This window comes from Ferruginivarius sediminum (genome assembly GCF_003344765.1).
In the GTDB taxonomy this organism is placed as follows: Bacteria; Pseudomonadota; Alphaproteobacteria; order Kiloniellales; family Rhodovibrionaceae; genus Ferruginivarius; species Ferruginivarius sediminum.
In genome coordinates this window covers 203849-219079 of the sequence record NZ_QPMH01000003.1, presented here as the reverse complement: position 1 = coordinate 219079, position 15231 = coordinate 203849, and the positions used below count along the sequence as shown (strand labels likewise).

At 65.5% G+C, this 15231-nt stretch carries 15 protein-coding genes; 2 read left to right on the top strand and 13 right to left on the bottom strand.

All coding sequences use genetic code 11. From position 1 onward, the window contains the following. Positions 1-14: 14 nt before the first annotated feature. The 13 genes from recF to DRB17_RS04715 form a co-directional block, all read right to left on the bottom strand. Positions 15-1250 carry a DNA replication/repair protein RecF gene (gene recF, locus DRB17_RS04775; RefSeq protein ID WP_114581039.1) on the bottom strand — a complete coding sequence of 412 codons (1236 nt, stop codon included), beginning with the start codon at positions 1248-1250 and terminating at the stop codon, positions 15-17. Positions 1251-1296: 46 nt separating this feature from the next. Next, entirely contained in the window at positions 1297-2415 is a 1119-nt protein-coding gene (gene dnaN, locus DRB17_RS04770) for a DNA polymerase III subunit beta (protein WP_114581038.1), read from the bottom strand. 278 nt (positions 2416-2693) lie between these two features. Beyond that, entirely contained in the window at positions 2694-4178 is a 1485-nt protein-coding gene (dnaA, locus tag DRB17_RS04765; RefSeq protein ID WP_114581037.1) for a chromosomal replication initiator protein DnaA, read from the bottom strand. A 593-nt stretch (positions 4179-4771) separates the two neighbouring features. After that, positions 4772-5035, bottom strand: coding sequence for a 30S ribosomal protein S20 (rpsT, locus tag DRB17_RS04760; RefSeq protein ID WP_114581036.1), 264 nt, complete (start codon positions 5033-5035; stop codon positions 4772-4774). Between the two features lie 114 nt (positions 5036-5149). After that, positions 5150-5926, bottom strand: a complete 777-nt coding sequence (locus DRB17_RS04755) for an enoyl-CoA hydratase (protein WP_114581035.1) — start codon at positions 5924-5926, stop codon at positions 5150-5152. Between the two features lie 38 nt (positions 5927-5964). Continuing rightward, on the bottom strand, positions 5965-6348 hold the full coding sequence (locus tag DRB17_RS04750) for a hypothetical protein (protein ID WP_114581034.1): 384 nt from the start codon (positions 6346-6348) through the stop codon (positions 5965-5967). 16 nt (positions 6349-6364) lie between these two features. After that, positions 6365-7207, bottom strand: a complete 843-nt coding sequence (mutM, locus tag DRB17_RS04745) for a bifunctional DNA-formamidopyrimidine glycosylase/DNA-(apurinic or apyrimidinic site) lyase (RefSeq protein ID WP_114581033.1) — start codon at positions 7205-7207, stop codon at positions 6365-6367. Positions 7208-7278: 71 nt separating this feature from the next. Next, entirely contained in the window at positions 7279-8172 is an 894-nt protein-coding gene (locus DRB17_RS04740; RefSeq protein WP_114581032.1) for a DMT family transporter, read from the bottom strand. Positions 8173-8175: 3 nt separating this feature from the next. Continuing rightward, a complete protein-coding gene (locus DRB17_RS04735; RefSeq protein WP_161958700.1) occupies positions 8176-8955 on the bottom strand; it encodes a class I SAM-dependent methyltransferase in 780 nt (259 codons plus the stop codon). A 182-nt stretch (positions 8956-9137) separates the two neighbouring features. Then, positions 9138-9329 (bottom strand): DNA-formamidopyrimidine glycosylase family protein, encoded by a 192-nt coding sequence (locus DRB17_RS04730; RefSeq protein WP_114581030.1) that lies wholly within the window; start codon positions 9327-9329, stop codon positions 9138-9140. A gap of 281 nt (positions 9330-9610) precedes the next feature. Next, on the bottom strand, positions 9611-10816 hold the full coding sequence (locus DRB17_RS04725; RefSeq protein ID WP_114581167.1) for a class I SAM-dependent rRNA methyltransferase: 1206 nt from the start codon (positions 10814-10816) through the stop codon (positions 9611-9613). A 45-nt stretch (positions 10817-10861) separates the two neighbouring features. Then, entirely contained in the window at positions 10862-12586 is a 1725-nt protein-coding gene (gene ggt, locus DRB17_RS04720) for a gamma-glutamyltransferase (protein WP_114581029.1), read from the bottom strand. Positions 12587-12657: 71 nt separating this feature from the next. After that, on the bottom strand, positions 12658-13122 hold the full coding sequence (locus DRB17_RS04715) for a hypothetical protein (RefSeq protein ID WP_114581028.1): 465 nt from the start codon (positions 13120-13122) through the stop codon (positions 12658-12660). 181 nt (positions 13123-13303) lie between these two features. On the opposite strand from DRB17_RS04715, the gene DRB17_RS04710 reads away from it, so the two are divergent. Continuing rightward, positions 13304-14056, top strand: coding sequence for a helix-turn-helix domain-containing protein (locus tag DRB17_RS04710; protein WP_241503743.1), 753 nt, complete (start codon positions 13304-13306; stop codon positions 14054-14056). Positions 14057-14316: 260 nt separating this feature from the next. After that, positions 14317-15216 (top strand): DMT family transporter, encoded by a 900-nt coding sequence (locus DRB17_RS04705; protein WP_114581027.1) that lies wholly within the window; start codon positions 14317-14319, stop codon positions 15214-15216. Positions 15217-15231: the final 15 nt, after the last annotated feature.

Genomic DNA, 15231 nt, shown 5'->3' with positions numbered 1-15231 from the left:
AGATTTCCTGCACGTCAGCCATGCGCCGTGATCCGTGCATCGCATACCTCGAATGCCTGGGCGCGCTCGCCCAGCCCGTCGAACAGGCTGCTGTCGGTTCCGGTCAGCCACGCTTGCGCCCCCAGCCCCAGAAGTTCCTCGAACAGTCCATGCCGCCGATCCTCGTCCAGGTGCGCCGCCACCTCGTCCAGCAGGACCAATGGCGGAAAACCCCGCTCGGCCGAGAGCAGCCGGGCGTGAGCCAGCACCAGCGAGATCAAAAGTGCCTTCTGCTCCCCGGTGGAGCACATCTCCGCCGGGCGGTCCTTTTCCAGATGGCGGGCGACCAGATCGCCGCGATGCGGTCCATGGGCCGCCCCGCCGCTTTCCGCGTCGCGCTCCCGCGCCGATTCCAGTGCGGCGCGCAGCCTGTCTTCCGCGTCCAGCGCCGACAGCTCGTCCAGCCAAGTCTCGATGTCCCCGGCGAGACCCAGGCCGGCCTTCGGAAACGGCCCCGGCTCCCGCCGGCAGGCGCGGGCCAGGCGGTCCACCAAATCCCGCCGCGCGGCGGCGATGGCAACGCCGGTCTCGGCCATCCGCTGCTCCAGCGCCGCCAGCCAGGCGGGATCGGCCGGCCGGCCCTGGCGCAGCAGGCGCGCCCGCTCGCGCATGGCATGTTCGTACTTGTTGACCCGGCCTGCGTGAGCGGGATCCAGGCCGAAGACCAGCCGGTCCAGGAAGCGCCGCCGGCCCGAGGGCGACTCCTGGAACAGACGGTCCATCGACGGCAGCAGCCAGGTGATCGCCACCACCTCGCCAAGCGCCTGCTGACTGCCGGCATTTCCACCGTCAAGCCGCACGGCCCGGCGCTCCCGTCCCTCGGCGGCCGGATCGCGGCCCGTGCCGATGTCGCGCTCACCGTCGGGCGTATGGACCCGCGCCGCCACGGCCCACGCGGTTCCCGGCTGCGTGGCGGGGTCTTCCCGCCCGTCGGACTGGCGCTCCACCTCCGACATGCGCGCCCGGCGCAGGCCCCGGCCCGGCGCCAGGAAGGAGATCGCCTCCAGCAGGTTGGTCTTGCCGGCGCCGTTCGGTCCGGTCAGCACGACCGGCCGGCCGTCGCAGACGATGTCGGCGCGCGCATAGTTCCGAAACGCCGTCAGACGGAGCGTTTCGATCCATAGGGCAGGGCGGTGGTACGCACCCTGGGCTGCGCCCTCCGTCGTTCCGCCCGCGTGGCCGCGCGGCGCTGTCAGCGTGGCATGCTCCATCAAATCCTGGTGCGCAATTCCGCGAACCCTAAAGCCGCGTGATTTCTCACACGCGCATCGGCATCAGGACGTAAAGCGCGCTGCTGTCGCTCACGTCGCGCACGATCGTCGGCGAAGCCGAATCCGACAGGCTGAACTCCGCCTCGCCGCCGTCGATCCGCTCGGCGATGTCTAGAAGATAGCGCGAGTTGAAGCCGATCTCGATCCGCTCGCCACCGTAGTTGACCTCAAGCTCCTCGCTGGCGCTGCCGTTCTCGGGGCTGGTGGCCGAGAGCGTCAGGGTGCCGTCCTCCAGGCTGAGCTTCACGGCGCGGCTTTTCTCGGTCGAGATGGTGGAAACGCGGTCCACCGCCTTGGCGAAGACCTTGCAATCCACGTTCATCGTCTTGTCGTTGCCCGAGGGGATCACCCGCTCGTAATCCGGGAAGGTGCCGTCGATCAGTTTCGAGGTCAGCAGGGTCGAATCGAACTTGAAGCGGACCTTGGTGTCCGACAGCCCGATCTCGATCGCGCCCTCGGTCTCGTCGATCAGCTTGCGCAGCTCGTTCACCGTCTTGCGCGGGATGATCACGCCGGGGATGCCGGCCGCGCCGTCGGGCAGCGACATCTCGAAGCGCGCCAGGCGGTGGCCATCCGTGGCGACACCGCGCAGAACCTGCGATTCGTTGCCCTTTGTCGCGTGGAGATAGATGCCGTTCAGATAGTAACGGGTCTCTTCCGTCGAGATGGCGAAGCGCGTGCGGTCGATCAGATGGCGCAACTCCTCGCTGTGCATCGTGAAGCCCTGCGGCAGCTCCCCGTCGTTGGCGGCTGGGAAGTCCTCCTTCGGCAGCGTCGCAAGCTGGAACGTGGAGCGCCCCGCCGTCAGCTTCATCTGCCCGCCGTCGCCCTGGACCGCCAGCTCGATCTGCGCGCCGTCGGGCAGCTTGCGCACGATGTCGTACAGCGTGTGCGCCGGTGCGGTGGTGGCGCCGGGCTCGCCCACTTCGGCCGCGACCTCCTCGACGATGGTGAGATCCATGTCGGTGGCGGTAAGCCCCAGCCGGCCGTCCCTCGCGTCCAGCAGGACGTTCGAGAGAATCGGAATCGTGTTTCGGCGCTCGACCACGCTGTGGACGTGACCCAGAGATTTCAGGAGAGCGGCGCGTTCAATCGTGAGCTTCATGGGACCCCGTTGACCCATTCATGGGACCAGTCTTCGACTACTTCCGCCGGGCCTTTTCCCGGTGTTCTGCGCGGAGGCCGACCGCTCGCGGCACCGCATCGGGGCGGCGGCCAGCCATCATGGATCTCCCGACCGCGCGGCGCGGCAGCCGGAGCGAACCGGTCCGCGCGAATCGGCCGGCAAATATAGCACATGGATGCCCGGGAACCATAACCCCGCATACACCGGCGGCGGCATGCCGCCGGGCGGGCCGCAAGGTCCGCGGCAAAGCCCGCGGATCAGCCTTCCAGCATGCGTTTCAGCAGGTCGACGTCCTCGGCGAAGGCGGCGTCGGTGGCCCGCAACTCGTCGACCTTGCGTACCGCGTGCATGACGGTGGTGTGGTCCCGGCCGCCGAACTTCCGTCCGATCTCGGGAAGGGAGCGGGCGGTGAGCTGCTTGGCCAGGTACATCGCGACCTGCCGGGGGCGGGCCACGGCGCGCGCCCGGCGGGCCGAACTCATGTCCGAGACGCGGACGTTGTAGTGCTGGGCCACCTTCTTCTGGATTTCCTCGATGGTGACGCGGCGGTCGTTGGCGCGCAGGACGTCGTGCAGCACGTCCTGCGTCGTCTCCAGCGTGATCGAGCGGCCGACCAGCGTCGCGTGCGCTACGATCCGGTTCAGCGCGCCTTCCAGCTCGCGGACGTTGGAGGTGATCTTGTGGGCCAGGAACTCCGTCACCTTGGCCGGAATCGCCACGCCCATCTCCTCGGCCTTGGCCTGCAGGATCGACAACCGCAACTCGTAGGTCGTGGGGTGGATGTCGGCGACGAGACCCCAGCCGAGGCGGGAGCGCATGCGCTCTTCCACGCCCTCCAGGTCCGAGGGACTCTTGTCGGCGGAGATCACCACCTGCCGGTTCTGGTCCACCAGGGCGTTGAAGGTGTGGAAGAACTCCTCCTGCGTCGCCTCGCGCCCGCCAATGAACTGGACGTCGTCGATCATCAGCACGTCGACCGAGCGGAACTGCTCCTTGAAGGCCATGGTGTTCTTCGTGCGCAGCGCCCGCACGAACTGGTACATGAACTTCTCGGCCGACAGATAGATGATCTTCTTGCGCGGGCTGCGCGCGCGGATGTGCCAGGCGATGGCATGCATCAGGTGGGTCTTGCCGAGGCCCACCCCGCCATAGAGGAACAGTGGGTTGAACGGGACGGCATCCGCCTCGCCGACGCGCCGCGCGGCGGCATAGGCCAGCTCGTTCGGCTTGCCGACGACGAAGTTCTCGAAGGTGAAGCGCGGATCCAGCGGCGCCGAGATGTCATCGAAGCCACCGGATTCCGGCGTCTCGTAGAGGCCCGAATCATTCGCGGCGGACCCCGCCGTCCCGTGCGCCCTCTCGCTTGGCGCGGGCGCCGGCGCGGTTTGCGCGGCGCCGTTGGGCGCCGGCTCGCGCGGCTGATCCGAATCCATGGGGCCTGCGTCCTGGCTTGCCGCCGTCTTCTGCGCCGGCGGCGCAACGACGATCTCCACCCCGCCAACCGTGGGGTTCTCGCTCTTCCACAGCGCGCGGATTCGATCGGCGTAGTTTCCGGAAACCCAGTCGCGCATGAAACGCGTCGGCACCGCCATGCGCACGACGCCGTCGCGGTCGCCGACCAGCGTCAACGGCTTCAGCCACGACCGGAACGCGGCCTCGCCGACCTCGGTCCTCAGACGGCCGCGCACGCGCGCCCATTGCTCCGCCAGTTCGCCTGCGCCTTCGCACCCGCTTTCCAACATGCGATCACTCCCGGCCACGCGCTGCCGTACACCATCCATCCCGTCGTTCCGACATTCAGCCTTGGCGCGGAAGGCATGAGTCACGCCGGGCAGCGGCGGGACAGACTCATCCTGGCGGCCAGAGTCGGTCCAGGCTCCTCCTTCGGATTGTTCAGGTGCACGTTCGCCGCGAAAGGCACGGGACCGATCCATCGCCAGGTTCCCCAGTTCCGACACAGCTTGTCTCGGTGTTTTTCTTGTGCCCGCATACTTTCCTATGCGCCAATAGCAACAAGAGGCGCACAAGCGTTCAGCGACCAGTATATTGAGTCTTTACCCCAGTTACTCCCCCGACGGAGGCATGAACTGATCTTTAAACATATTTATTTCAGGTCATGACACGCCATTTATTGTGGGCGGCACCGCCGCTGAGAGGACTCGTAACTTACTCGTCATTGTTCGCGAAGGCAACCGGACCGAATGGCGAACAGTCGAATCTAATTGCCAATGGGGCAATAACATCCTGATTCACAAGGAAAAACACAAAAATACCGCGCCCTGTGCGTTATCAGGGCGCGGTATTTGAAATAAAATAGTCTCGTCTTTGTAACGCGTTAGCTCATCGCGTTTATACGATGGAAAAGCCGCGAAATCTTGCGCGCTGCCGTGTTGCGATGAATCACGCCTTTGCGTGCCCCGCGCTGCAACTCTGGCTCTGCCATCTTGAGAGCTTCTCGCGCGCCGTCCTTGTCGCCCTTGGCGATGCCGGCCTCGACGTTCTTCACGAAGGTCCGAATACGGCTCTTACGCGCGTGGTTGATCTCGTAGCGGCGTCCGTTGCGGCGAATGCGCTTCTTGGCGGACTTGTGGTGCGCCATGGTGCTCTCTTACTCAGGCTGTTCCGGGTGAATTCAAGGCGCGGGTTATATCCGCGCCGCCGCGCCGCGTCAAGCACCCGCGGGCACTTTGCGCGACAGGCGCGCCGCACCGCCTCAGCGGTGCTTCCACGCCGGCTTGCGCTTGGCGGCGAAGGCCTCCATGCCCTCCTTGCGATCCTCCAATGCAAAGGTGGCATGGAACACGCGCCGCTCGAAGTGCACGCCCTCGGCCAGGGTGCTTTCGAAGGCCTGGTTCACCGCTTCCTTGCAGGTGATGGCAACCGGCAGCGACATCCCGGCAACCGCCTCGGCCGTTTTCATCGCCTCGTCGAGAAGCTGGTCGGCCTGAACAACCTTGGCGACCAGCCCGGCGCGCTCGGCCTCCTCGGCGTCCATCATCCGCCCGGTCAGGCAAAGCTCCATCGCCTTCGCCTTGCCAACCGCGCGGGTCAGCCGCTGTGTGCCGCCGGAGCCGGGAATCGTGCCCAGCTTGATCTCCGGTTGGCCGAACTTCGCGCTGTCCGCGGCGATCAGGATGTCGCACATCATCGCGATTTCGCAGCCGCCGCCCAGCGCGAAGCCGGCTACCGCGGCCACCGTGGGCTTGCGCAGGCGGGACAGGACCTCCCAATCGTCGGTGATGAAGTCCTCGTTCTTCACCTGGGCGTAGTCCTTGTCCTTCATCTCCTTGATGTCGGCGCCGGCGGCGAAGGCCTTCTCGGATCCCGTGACGACGATGCAGCCGATGCCGTCGTCCTCGTCGAACGCGCGCGCCGCACGGCCCAGTTCGTCGATGAGTTGCGCGTTCAGCGCGTTCAGCGCCTCCGGCCGGTGCAGCGTGATCAGCCCGACGCGTCCAAGCGTCTCCGTCTTGATGGTCTGATAGCTCATCTTCCCGTCCCTCGTGTCAGGTGTCTGGGTGGAAGGCCTCAGCGCGGCTGCAGCGTGTAACGCACGGTCAGGTCGCCGTCCGCGCCGAGATAATATATTTCCAGCAGCTCGCCCTCGCGCATGAAGCGGTCGGCCTCATCGCGACTCCAGCCAAGCTGCGGCAACGTCCGCCGATAGAAGGCGCGTACCGCCTGCCGGTCGACGGCGCCGTGCGCGAAGGCCTCGACGATACGCCCGACCGGCTTGTCGAAGGACACGCCGGCCTCCGGCACCTCGTCCAGGCCGTCCATCAGCGGCAGATCCTCGATGTCGGCGATGTAGGCGTGCTCGTCCCCGGCCGCCTCGATGGCCGGCGCCGTGGGCAGCAGCATGGCCGCGCACAGCATTGCGGCCAGGGCGAAGCGTATGGTGCGCTGCATCATGATCCGCCCATGTAGCCTATCGCTGGCGGCGCGGGCAATAGAAAGTCGAGCGTCCGGACTGCACCATGCGCCGGATACCCCCGCAAGCCGCAATCTCGCAGTCGCAGCCCGGACAGGCCTCGCCCTCGCGGTCGTAAACCGCCCAGTCGTGCTGGAAGTAGCCAAGCTCTCCGTTGCTCTGCCGATAGTCCCTGAGGGAGGAGCCGCCGGCGGCGATGGCGCGGGTCAGCACCTCGCGCACCGCATGCGCCAGCGACTCGGCTCGCCGGCCCTGCACGGTGTAGGCAAGGCGGCGCGGCGACAGCCTGGCGAAGAACAGTGCCTCGCACACATATATATTGCCCAGGCCGGCAACCGTCTTTTGGTCCAGCAGCGCCGCCTTGATCGGCGTGCGCCGCCCGGCCAGCTTCGCCGCCAGGGCCGGGCCGTTGAACGCGTTGCCCAGCGGCTCCGGCCCCAGGTCTTTCAGCAGCCAGTGCCGTTCCAGCCCCGACTCCGGCACCAGATCCATCATCCCGAAGCGCCGGGTGTCGTTGAATCGCACCTGCGCGCCCGCGTCGGTGACGAGAACGATATGGTCGTGCGGCTCCAACGGCGCATCGGCGTCGGCGGCGACCACCATGCGCCCCGACATGCCAAGGTGCGCCAGCAGAACTTCGTCGTTGTCGAGGTGGCAGAGGATGTATTTCGCGCGCCGCTCCACCCGCTCGATCCGCCGGCCTTGCAGACGCGCCGCGAAGCCATCCGGCAGCGGCCAGCGCAGATCCGCCCGGCGCTGCATCACCTCGGCCAGCCGCGCGCCTTCCAGCCACGGGCGCAGGCCGCGGCAGACCGTCTCGACTTCGGGAAGCTCGGGCATGGGCGGGCGGGGCGTTCGCTGCGTGTTCCGGATTCGATGCCGGGAATGCTACGCGCTGCGCGTTCGCCTGTCTAATGGGCGTCGGCGCGGCTGCGGGATAAGCCGGCTATGGTTCCCGCCGCGATAATAAGTATGATCCCGACGAATTCCACGCGACCGAGCGTTTCCGATGTCACTAAGGTTGCCAAGGTGACTGCCACAGCCGGCTCGATGGTGGCTAGAATCGTCGCCTTCGATGCATCCACCCAGCGTAATCCGGTCGTGTAGGCCATATAGGCACAAAAAGTCGCGAACACGCCCATGATCATAAGAAGCGTCCAGCTTTCCGGGCCGGCTTGAGCAAGCCGTGCCCAACCGCCTGTCACGGTAAACAGTGATAGGAGGCAGACACTAGCGACGCCGAACGAGACGAACAGGAGATCTATTGGCGCCCAACGATCGAGAATGGGCTTTCCAAGCACGCTGAACAACGCATAGGTCAAGCCCGCACCCAGGCCGGCGGCAAATCCCAACAATTCGATATATATGCCATCGGTCAGTACGCCGACGGCAAGCGCCACCCCGATCACGCAAAGCGGTACGGCGAGAAGGGCCGCTTTGCCCGGTCGCTCTCCCAGGAACAATGCGGATAACATCGCGCTCCAAGCAGGTGCTGTATAGAGCAGGGCCACTGACAGCGACACGCCAAGCTGCTCGATTGCCGCGAAATATAATAGGTTATAGAGCACAACGGCAACTAACCCGTGGATGGCAAGGCCACGCCAACCGCTCTTTGAGAGAATACTCCGGCCACGCCCGGTTACGGCGCTTACGATAGCGAAACCGAGCCAAGCCACCACGACCCGGGAGGTCACAACATCGAGTGGCTGTAGTCCATGCTCATAAATGCCTGTGGCAAGGACGCCCAGGGCACCCCACGCACCGGCGCCAAGCAGGACGAGGAAAGTACCGTATGCGCGAACCATCTTTTAGATGGCCTTCTGTGCCAGTATGACAAATATTTGTCCCTGACGTCGCGGAAACAGATTACGCACGTTCCGTTCCAGAAGCGCTACCCGGTCCAGAAAACCAGCCGGTTCGCCCTCGTGACTTGTAACTAAGTGCAGTATTGTTTGTACGGGAAGAAGGACAGCGTACTGACTTTTCGCTGGAACGAGACCCGCATCGCTTAAACTCCTCATAAGCTGAGCGGGATCAGGCGTTTGTGCCCTTAGCCTTTCATTGTGCATTGGCGAGTTGGCTACCAAAAAATCTAATTCTGGATTCGATGTTAACCAATTCGAAACCACAAATTGCCCGCCCGGCTCGAGCACACGAGCAACTTCATGCATTGCGGCTTGAGGAGTTTCGATATAAGCGAGCGTGCCCATCATACAGGAGACAAGGCGAAATGTATCGTTTGCAAATTCTAAACCGCATGCATCCATCTTTTGGACGCGCTCCGCCTCTAGTCCGCTTTTGACCAATTGTTGCTGCGTAATTGAAACCGCATCAGAAGAAATATCTATACCAAACGAGTCGTAACCAAGTCGCGCCCAAGCCCTGAGATAACGCCCCGTAGCGGTCCCAATATCAAGGCTTTTCCCACAGGGAACTGCATTAGAGAGTAACTCGCTTGCACATGAATACTCAAGATATTTTTTTATCTCGTCAACTTTATCAGGATTTTCAAAAGAATTGTACCATGAAAACTCGTACCATTTTTCGTCTATGCCAACATTATTTGAAATCATGTCGGTGGTTACCACGGGCGCATCGTTTTGCATTTTCTGTTACCTGAGATATTCCGTACTAATAACGATCGCTACGTTTGCTGAAAACGCACATTACTCTGTAACACTCCAGCGTCAAATCAAAAATTGTTACATCGAATAATTGAACTGTGAAGTATCAAGCCCTTGGGTTGGTGCGCATCAGAAGCCATCTACGGTCAAAGCAGCAGGGGACGGCTTTTCCTTTTCGGCGCCCTGTCGACCATGTGTCCCGACAGGCGCGCCGCGAAGCCCTCCGGCAGCGGCCAGCGCAAATCCGCCCGGCGCTGCATCACCTCGGCCAGCCGCGCGCCTTCCAGCCACGGGCGCAGGCCGCGGCAGACCGTCTCGACTTCGGGAAGCTCGGGCATGGGCGGGCGGGGCGTTCGCTGCGTGTTCCGGATTCGATGCCGGGAATGCTACGCGCTGAACGGGCTGGCGTCCAATGCCCGGTGGAGCGGGCGCTTTACTATGTCTCCCCCTTCTTTTCAGGCGGGGACGGCTTGCCGTCAGGCGAGCAGGGCGGCCTACTGGTTCCCCTTGTATCTGGAAAACGGCTCCGTGCTCGTAGGTCCGGTTGTCGCGCAGGAAAGCGTTGATGAGGGGGAGCCGCATAGCCGGCGGGAAGCTGCGGAACTTCCGGCCAGAACCCCTAATCCAGCGCCAGGGCCTGTGCCTTGAGATAGCCGGTCTCCGGCAGTGACGGATGCACGGGATGGTCCGGCCCCGCGCCGGCGAAGCGAAGGATGCGCCCGTCGCGCCCGACCTCCGACAGGCCCCGGCGGACCTGTTCGCCAAAATCATCCGGCGTGACGTGGTGCGAACAGGAGCACGCCACCAGATAGCCGCCGCGCGCGACCAGCGCCGCCGCCAGCCGCGTCAGCTTGCGATAGCCCTTCAGGCCCTGCCAGTAGTCTTTCTTGCTTTTGACGAAGGCGGGCGGGTCCACGATGACCGTGTCGAAGGCCTCTCCGGCATCGCGCCGGCGTTGCAGCTCACCGAAGACATCGGCCTTGACGAAGCAGCAGCGCTCTTCCACCCCGTTCAGCTTCGCCGATTGGGCGGCAAGGTCGAGCGCGGGCTGCGAGCGGTCGATGGCGACCACCTCCGCCGCGCCGCCGAGCGCCGCCTGCACGGCGAAGCCGCCAGTGTAGCAGTATCCGTCCAGCACGCGGGCACCTTGCGCCAGGCGGGCGGCGAAGGCGCGGTTGTCGCGCTGGTCGTAGAACCAGCCGGTCTTCTGCCCCTCTCGCGGGTCGGCCAGGAAGCGGGTGCCGTTCTCCACCAGCTCCAGCGGGCCGTCCAGTTGCCCCTTCAGCATCCGCACGTCGCTCGATAGGCCTTCCAGCTCCCGCGCGGCCGAGTCGTTCCGGAGTACGATGGCGCGCGGCGCGAGCGTGGCCTCCAGCGCCGCCGTCAGTTGCGGCAGAAGGCGGTCCATTCCGGCGGTGTTGACCTGCAGCACCAGCACGTCGTCGAAGCGATCGACGATGGTTCCGGGCAGCCCGTCCGCCTCGGCATGCACCAGGCGATAGTACGGCGCGCCGATCAGCCGGTCGCGCACGGCGGCGGCACGGCGCAGCCGCTCGGCCAGGAACGCCTCGTCGATGCGGGCGGCGGGATCGTGGCTCAGCCGCCGGGCGCAGATCAGCGGGTGCTTGTTGAAGACGTAAGCGCCCAACGCCTCGCCGGCGTCGGTCTCCAGCCGCACGATCTCGCCCGGCGGCAACGCCTTCGCGGCCGCATTCATCGCGACCTCGTTGGCGAAGATCCAGGGACTGCCGCGTTGCGGGCGCTTCTTCCGGCCGCCGGGCTTCAGGCGGACGACCGGACGGTCGGTCAGCGATTCGGTGTTCATGATGGCGCGCACTCTAGAGCAGATCGCGGGTGAACGCGATCCGGTCTAGCGCACCCCGCTCAGCACCACGCCCTCTCGCCGCGGGTCCGCCCCGCCCTGCAGCCGGCCATCGGGGGTGCGGGCTACGGCGTGGAGGCCACTGGTCATGGTCTCGACCTCCAGCACGTGGCCTCGGCGGCGAAGTTCCTCGGCGTGCCGGGTGACGGCGGTGTTCTTCTCAAGCTCGGTCGGGCCGTTGCGGTTGGTGTAGTTGGGCAGGTCGATGGCGGCCTGGGCATCCAGGTCCCAGTCGATGAACGCCACCAGGCGCTCGGCGACGTAGCCGATAATGCGACTGCCGCCCGGCGAGCCGATGGCGAGCACGAAGTCGCCGTCCTCGTCCAGCACGATGGTGGGCGACATCGAGCTGCGCGGGCGCTTGCCGCCCTCGACGCGATTGGCGACGGGGCGGCCATCGACCTCCGGCCGGAACGAGAAGTCGGTCAGCTGATTGTTCAACAGGAAGCCCCGCACCATCATGCGCGAGCCGAAGGCCTGCTCGATGGACGTGGTTATGGAGACCGCGTTGCCCTGGGCGTCGACGATGCTGAAATGGCTGGTGGAGGCGCCGGACGGCTGGTCCGGCATGGCGGCCTGTTGCGCCGGCAGGCCGGGCTGCGCCTCGCCCATGGCGTGCCGGGGTGAGATCAGGGCGGCGCGGCGCTTCAGGTAGCTTTCGTCCAGCAGAGCCTCCAGGGGAACCTCGACGAAATCCGTGTCGGCCAGGAATCGGTTGCGGTCGGCGAAGGCAAGGCGGCTGGCCTCGGCCACCAGATGCACGGCGTCGGCCGAGGTGGGCGCGTGCGCTTCCATGTCGAAGCTCTCCAGGATACCCAGGATCTGCGCTACCGTGGCGCCGCCGCTGGTCGGCGGGGGCATGCCGCAGACCTTGTATTCACGGTAGGGCCGGCAGATCGCGTCCCGCTGCTTCGCCTCATAGCCGGCGATATCGGCGGCCGTCAGCTTGCCGGGATTGCCTTCCGCGTTCCGAACGGCGCGGGCGATGTCGCCCGCGATGGCACCCTCGTAGAAGGCTTCGGCGCCATTCTCCGCCACGGCTTCGAGGGTGTCCGCCAGCTTTGCGTTGCGCAGCGTGGCGCCGACCGGCAGGGGGCTGCCGTCCGCTTGATAGAAGTAGCGGCGTGCGGGTGCATAGGTCTTCAGGTACTTGTCGTGCGCGATGAGTTCGTGCAGGCGCGGCGTCACCTCGAAGCCCTCGCGGGCCAGACGGATGGCGGGCTGGAACAGCGTCGCCCACGGCAGCTTGCCGTGTTCGGCGTGCGCAAGCTCCAGCATGCGCAGCACGCCCGGCGCACCCACGGAACGGCCGCCGACGACCGCGTCCCAGAAGTCCATCGGCGTGCCGTCGGCCTTTAGGAAGAGGTCAGGCGTGGCGGTTGACGGAGCTGTTTCCCGCCCGTCGAAAGCCTGCACGCCTTTCGATCCGGCATCGTAATAGAGCATGAAGGCGCCGCCGCCGATGCCGCTGGATTGCGGCTCCACCAGCGTCAAGACCGCCTGCACCGCCATGGCGGCGTCCGTCGCGTTACCGCCCCGGGCCAGGATGTCCTGCCCCGCCTGCGCGGCCAGCGGGTGGGCGGCGGCGATCATGAAACTGTCGCGCGCCTCGCGCTGCGCGGCGTCGAACGACGCGCCCGGATGCTGCGAACAGGCCGAGAGGACGGCCAGGACGACGGCGGCGAAGGTGGCCCTTACGGTTGCAAGCGGCATGCGGCTGAGCCTCCCGAAATAGGTGTTTCGGGGCGCAGCCTAACCGATAACTGGCGCGGGGGAAGGGGCGATCAGCCGGTCGCGCGCAGGGGTTTGCACATGCGGAAGCTTTCGACGTGGTGGCCCATCCGGCGCATCATGTCGACGACACGCCGCGAACCGGGGCCGCCGTTGCAGGTGATGGAGGTGTGGACCGCCTGGCAATCGTGCTCCCGCGCCACCTGTTCAAGGGCATCGGCAAGGCTTTCGGCCACAACCTCCGAATCGATGATGTCCAGGGCGACGAAGTCCTCGGCCACCAGGGTACGGCCGTGATCGGGCACGTCCTCGATTCGGTACACGAACAGTCCGGCGATCAGGCCGCGCGGGTTTTGCAGGGTCATGATGCCGCCGCTGCCGTCCGCGCCGGCGTTCAGGATGCTGTTGGCATACTCTTCCCACGATTCCAGATCGAGCGCCGGGCGCACCGTCTGGATCAGCGGATATGCCAGCGCCGCGCGGTCCTGCGAAAGCGGTACAAGGCGCAGTTTGCGCATGGTTGTCTCGGTCTCCCTGGCCCGTCTTGATCGCTTCATGCTGCGCCGGCACGCCGACAATTGGCGTTGATATACGTCAATGGGACGAGGCGGAAGCAATTAAGCATTGTTGAATAGTCGGACGAATATGGTCACACTGCGTAGATAAGTTTTTTGCCAGCAAGGTGAGAGCCAACCGCTGATGTCGGCATTCGATGTCCAAAAGATGGCTACGTTGGGCGAGGCCGCACCCAATCCGCGCCCGTCGCAATCCCCCTGTAGCGCATGCAAGATCCGTCATCTGACGGTTTGCGCACCTTTGGAAGAGTCCGAGCTTCACCAGGTTGCCGCGATCACCCACTCGGTGGAGCTTGGCCCCGGCGATCCCTTGTTCGACGAGGGGGAGCCGGCCAACAACGTGTATAACGTCACCGCCGGGACCATGAAGGTCTACAAGCTGCTCTCCGACGGGCGGCGGCAGGTGACCGGCTTCCTGTTCCCCGGCGATTTCCTGGGACTCGCCAACAACGACATCTATGCCTACAGCGCCGAGGCGGTGTCGCATTCGACGTTGTGCCGCTTCCCCCGGCGCAAGCTGGAGGGACTGCTGGAGCAGTTCCCGAAGATGGAGAAGCGCCTGCTGGGCATGGCCAGCCACGAGCTTGCCGCCGCGCAGGAGCAGATGCTGGTCCTCGGCCGCAAGACGGCGAAGGAGAAGGTGGCCACCTTCCTGCTGGCCCTTTCCCGCCGCGCCGAGGAGCGCGGCCAGCCGGCCGACCCGGTGACGCTGGCGATGAGCCGCGCCGACATCGGCGACTACCTCGGCCTGACCACGGAAACCGTCAGCCGCACCTTCACCCAACTCCGCGGCAGCGGTCTGATCGCCCTGCAACAGGGCGGCAAGGTCGAACTCCGCGACCGCGAGGCCCTGCAGGACATCTCCGAGGGCGGTTGAGGCGCTCCGGCCTCAGGCCGCCTCGCCGCCGTGGGCTTCATCCAGCAGCCAGTCCCGGAACGCCATTACGGCAGCGACGCCGTATGGCGGGTGCACAATTATTCTCAGGCGGCGTGTGAATTATTCTAACTATTGCCGTTAAAACTTTGCCTGTATTGCTTGGAGAGCCGACGGACAACGGCAATTCCAGGAAGGGCAGGGGGAGAACGGCAGTGGACGAGACGGTGGCAGGGCGGCGTTGCGCAGGCGGGCGAGAGTGCATGAAGGCCCCCGCGCTGGCGGCGGTCGGCGCCGTGCTGCTTTGGTCGACGAATGCCTTCGCGGCCAAGTACGCGCTGGCGGATCTTCCTGTGCTACAGCTTTTGACGCTTCAGTTCGGCGCGGCGACGCTGGCGCTTGCGGCGATGCGTGCCGTGCAAAGGGGCCCGCGCGACCTTGCCGGTGGCTGGCCCGCGCCGCGTCATATTTTGGTAGGACTGATCGGTCTGACGGGCACGATCTTCCTGCAGTACCTGGCTTTCGATCTGGCACGCATCGTCGAGGCGAACGTCATCGCCTACGCCTGGCCGCTGTTCGTCGCCGTCTGGGCAGCGGCCGTCGTGCGCAATCTGCAAGCGCGGCTGGGGCTGCTGCTGGCCGTGATCGGCTTTGCCGGCGTCGGGCTGATTTTCGACGCGCGTGGCGGCCTCTCTTTCGCCGGCGGGATGCAACTCGGCTACATCTTCGCCGTCGCATCGGCGGCCTGCATGGCCTTCTACACCGTCGCCTCCTCGCGGATTCCGGTGTCCGGCGACCGCCTGATGCTGCCCGCCACAATGCTTGGCACGATCACCGCATTCGGCCTTGGCCTTTGGCAAGGAACGCCGTGGCCGGCACCGGCGGCGTGGTGGACGGCCCTATATATCGGCGTGGGGCCGATGGCCGCTGGCTTCGGCCTATGGACGTGGGCGATGAGCGGCGAGGGCGCGAAGCGGCTGGCGCCCGTCGGCTATGGCACGCCGCTGCTGTCCACGGTCCTATTGCTGCTGTCGGGCGAGAGCTTCACGCCGCAGACGCTGGTGGGCGCGGCGATGGTGATGGTCTGTAGCATCGGTGTCCTCGCGGCCGACCGCTTGACGCGCGCCAAACCCGTCGCGGCGGCTGCTACCTCCAGGCGCTGACAGCGCACTGCAACA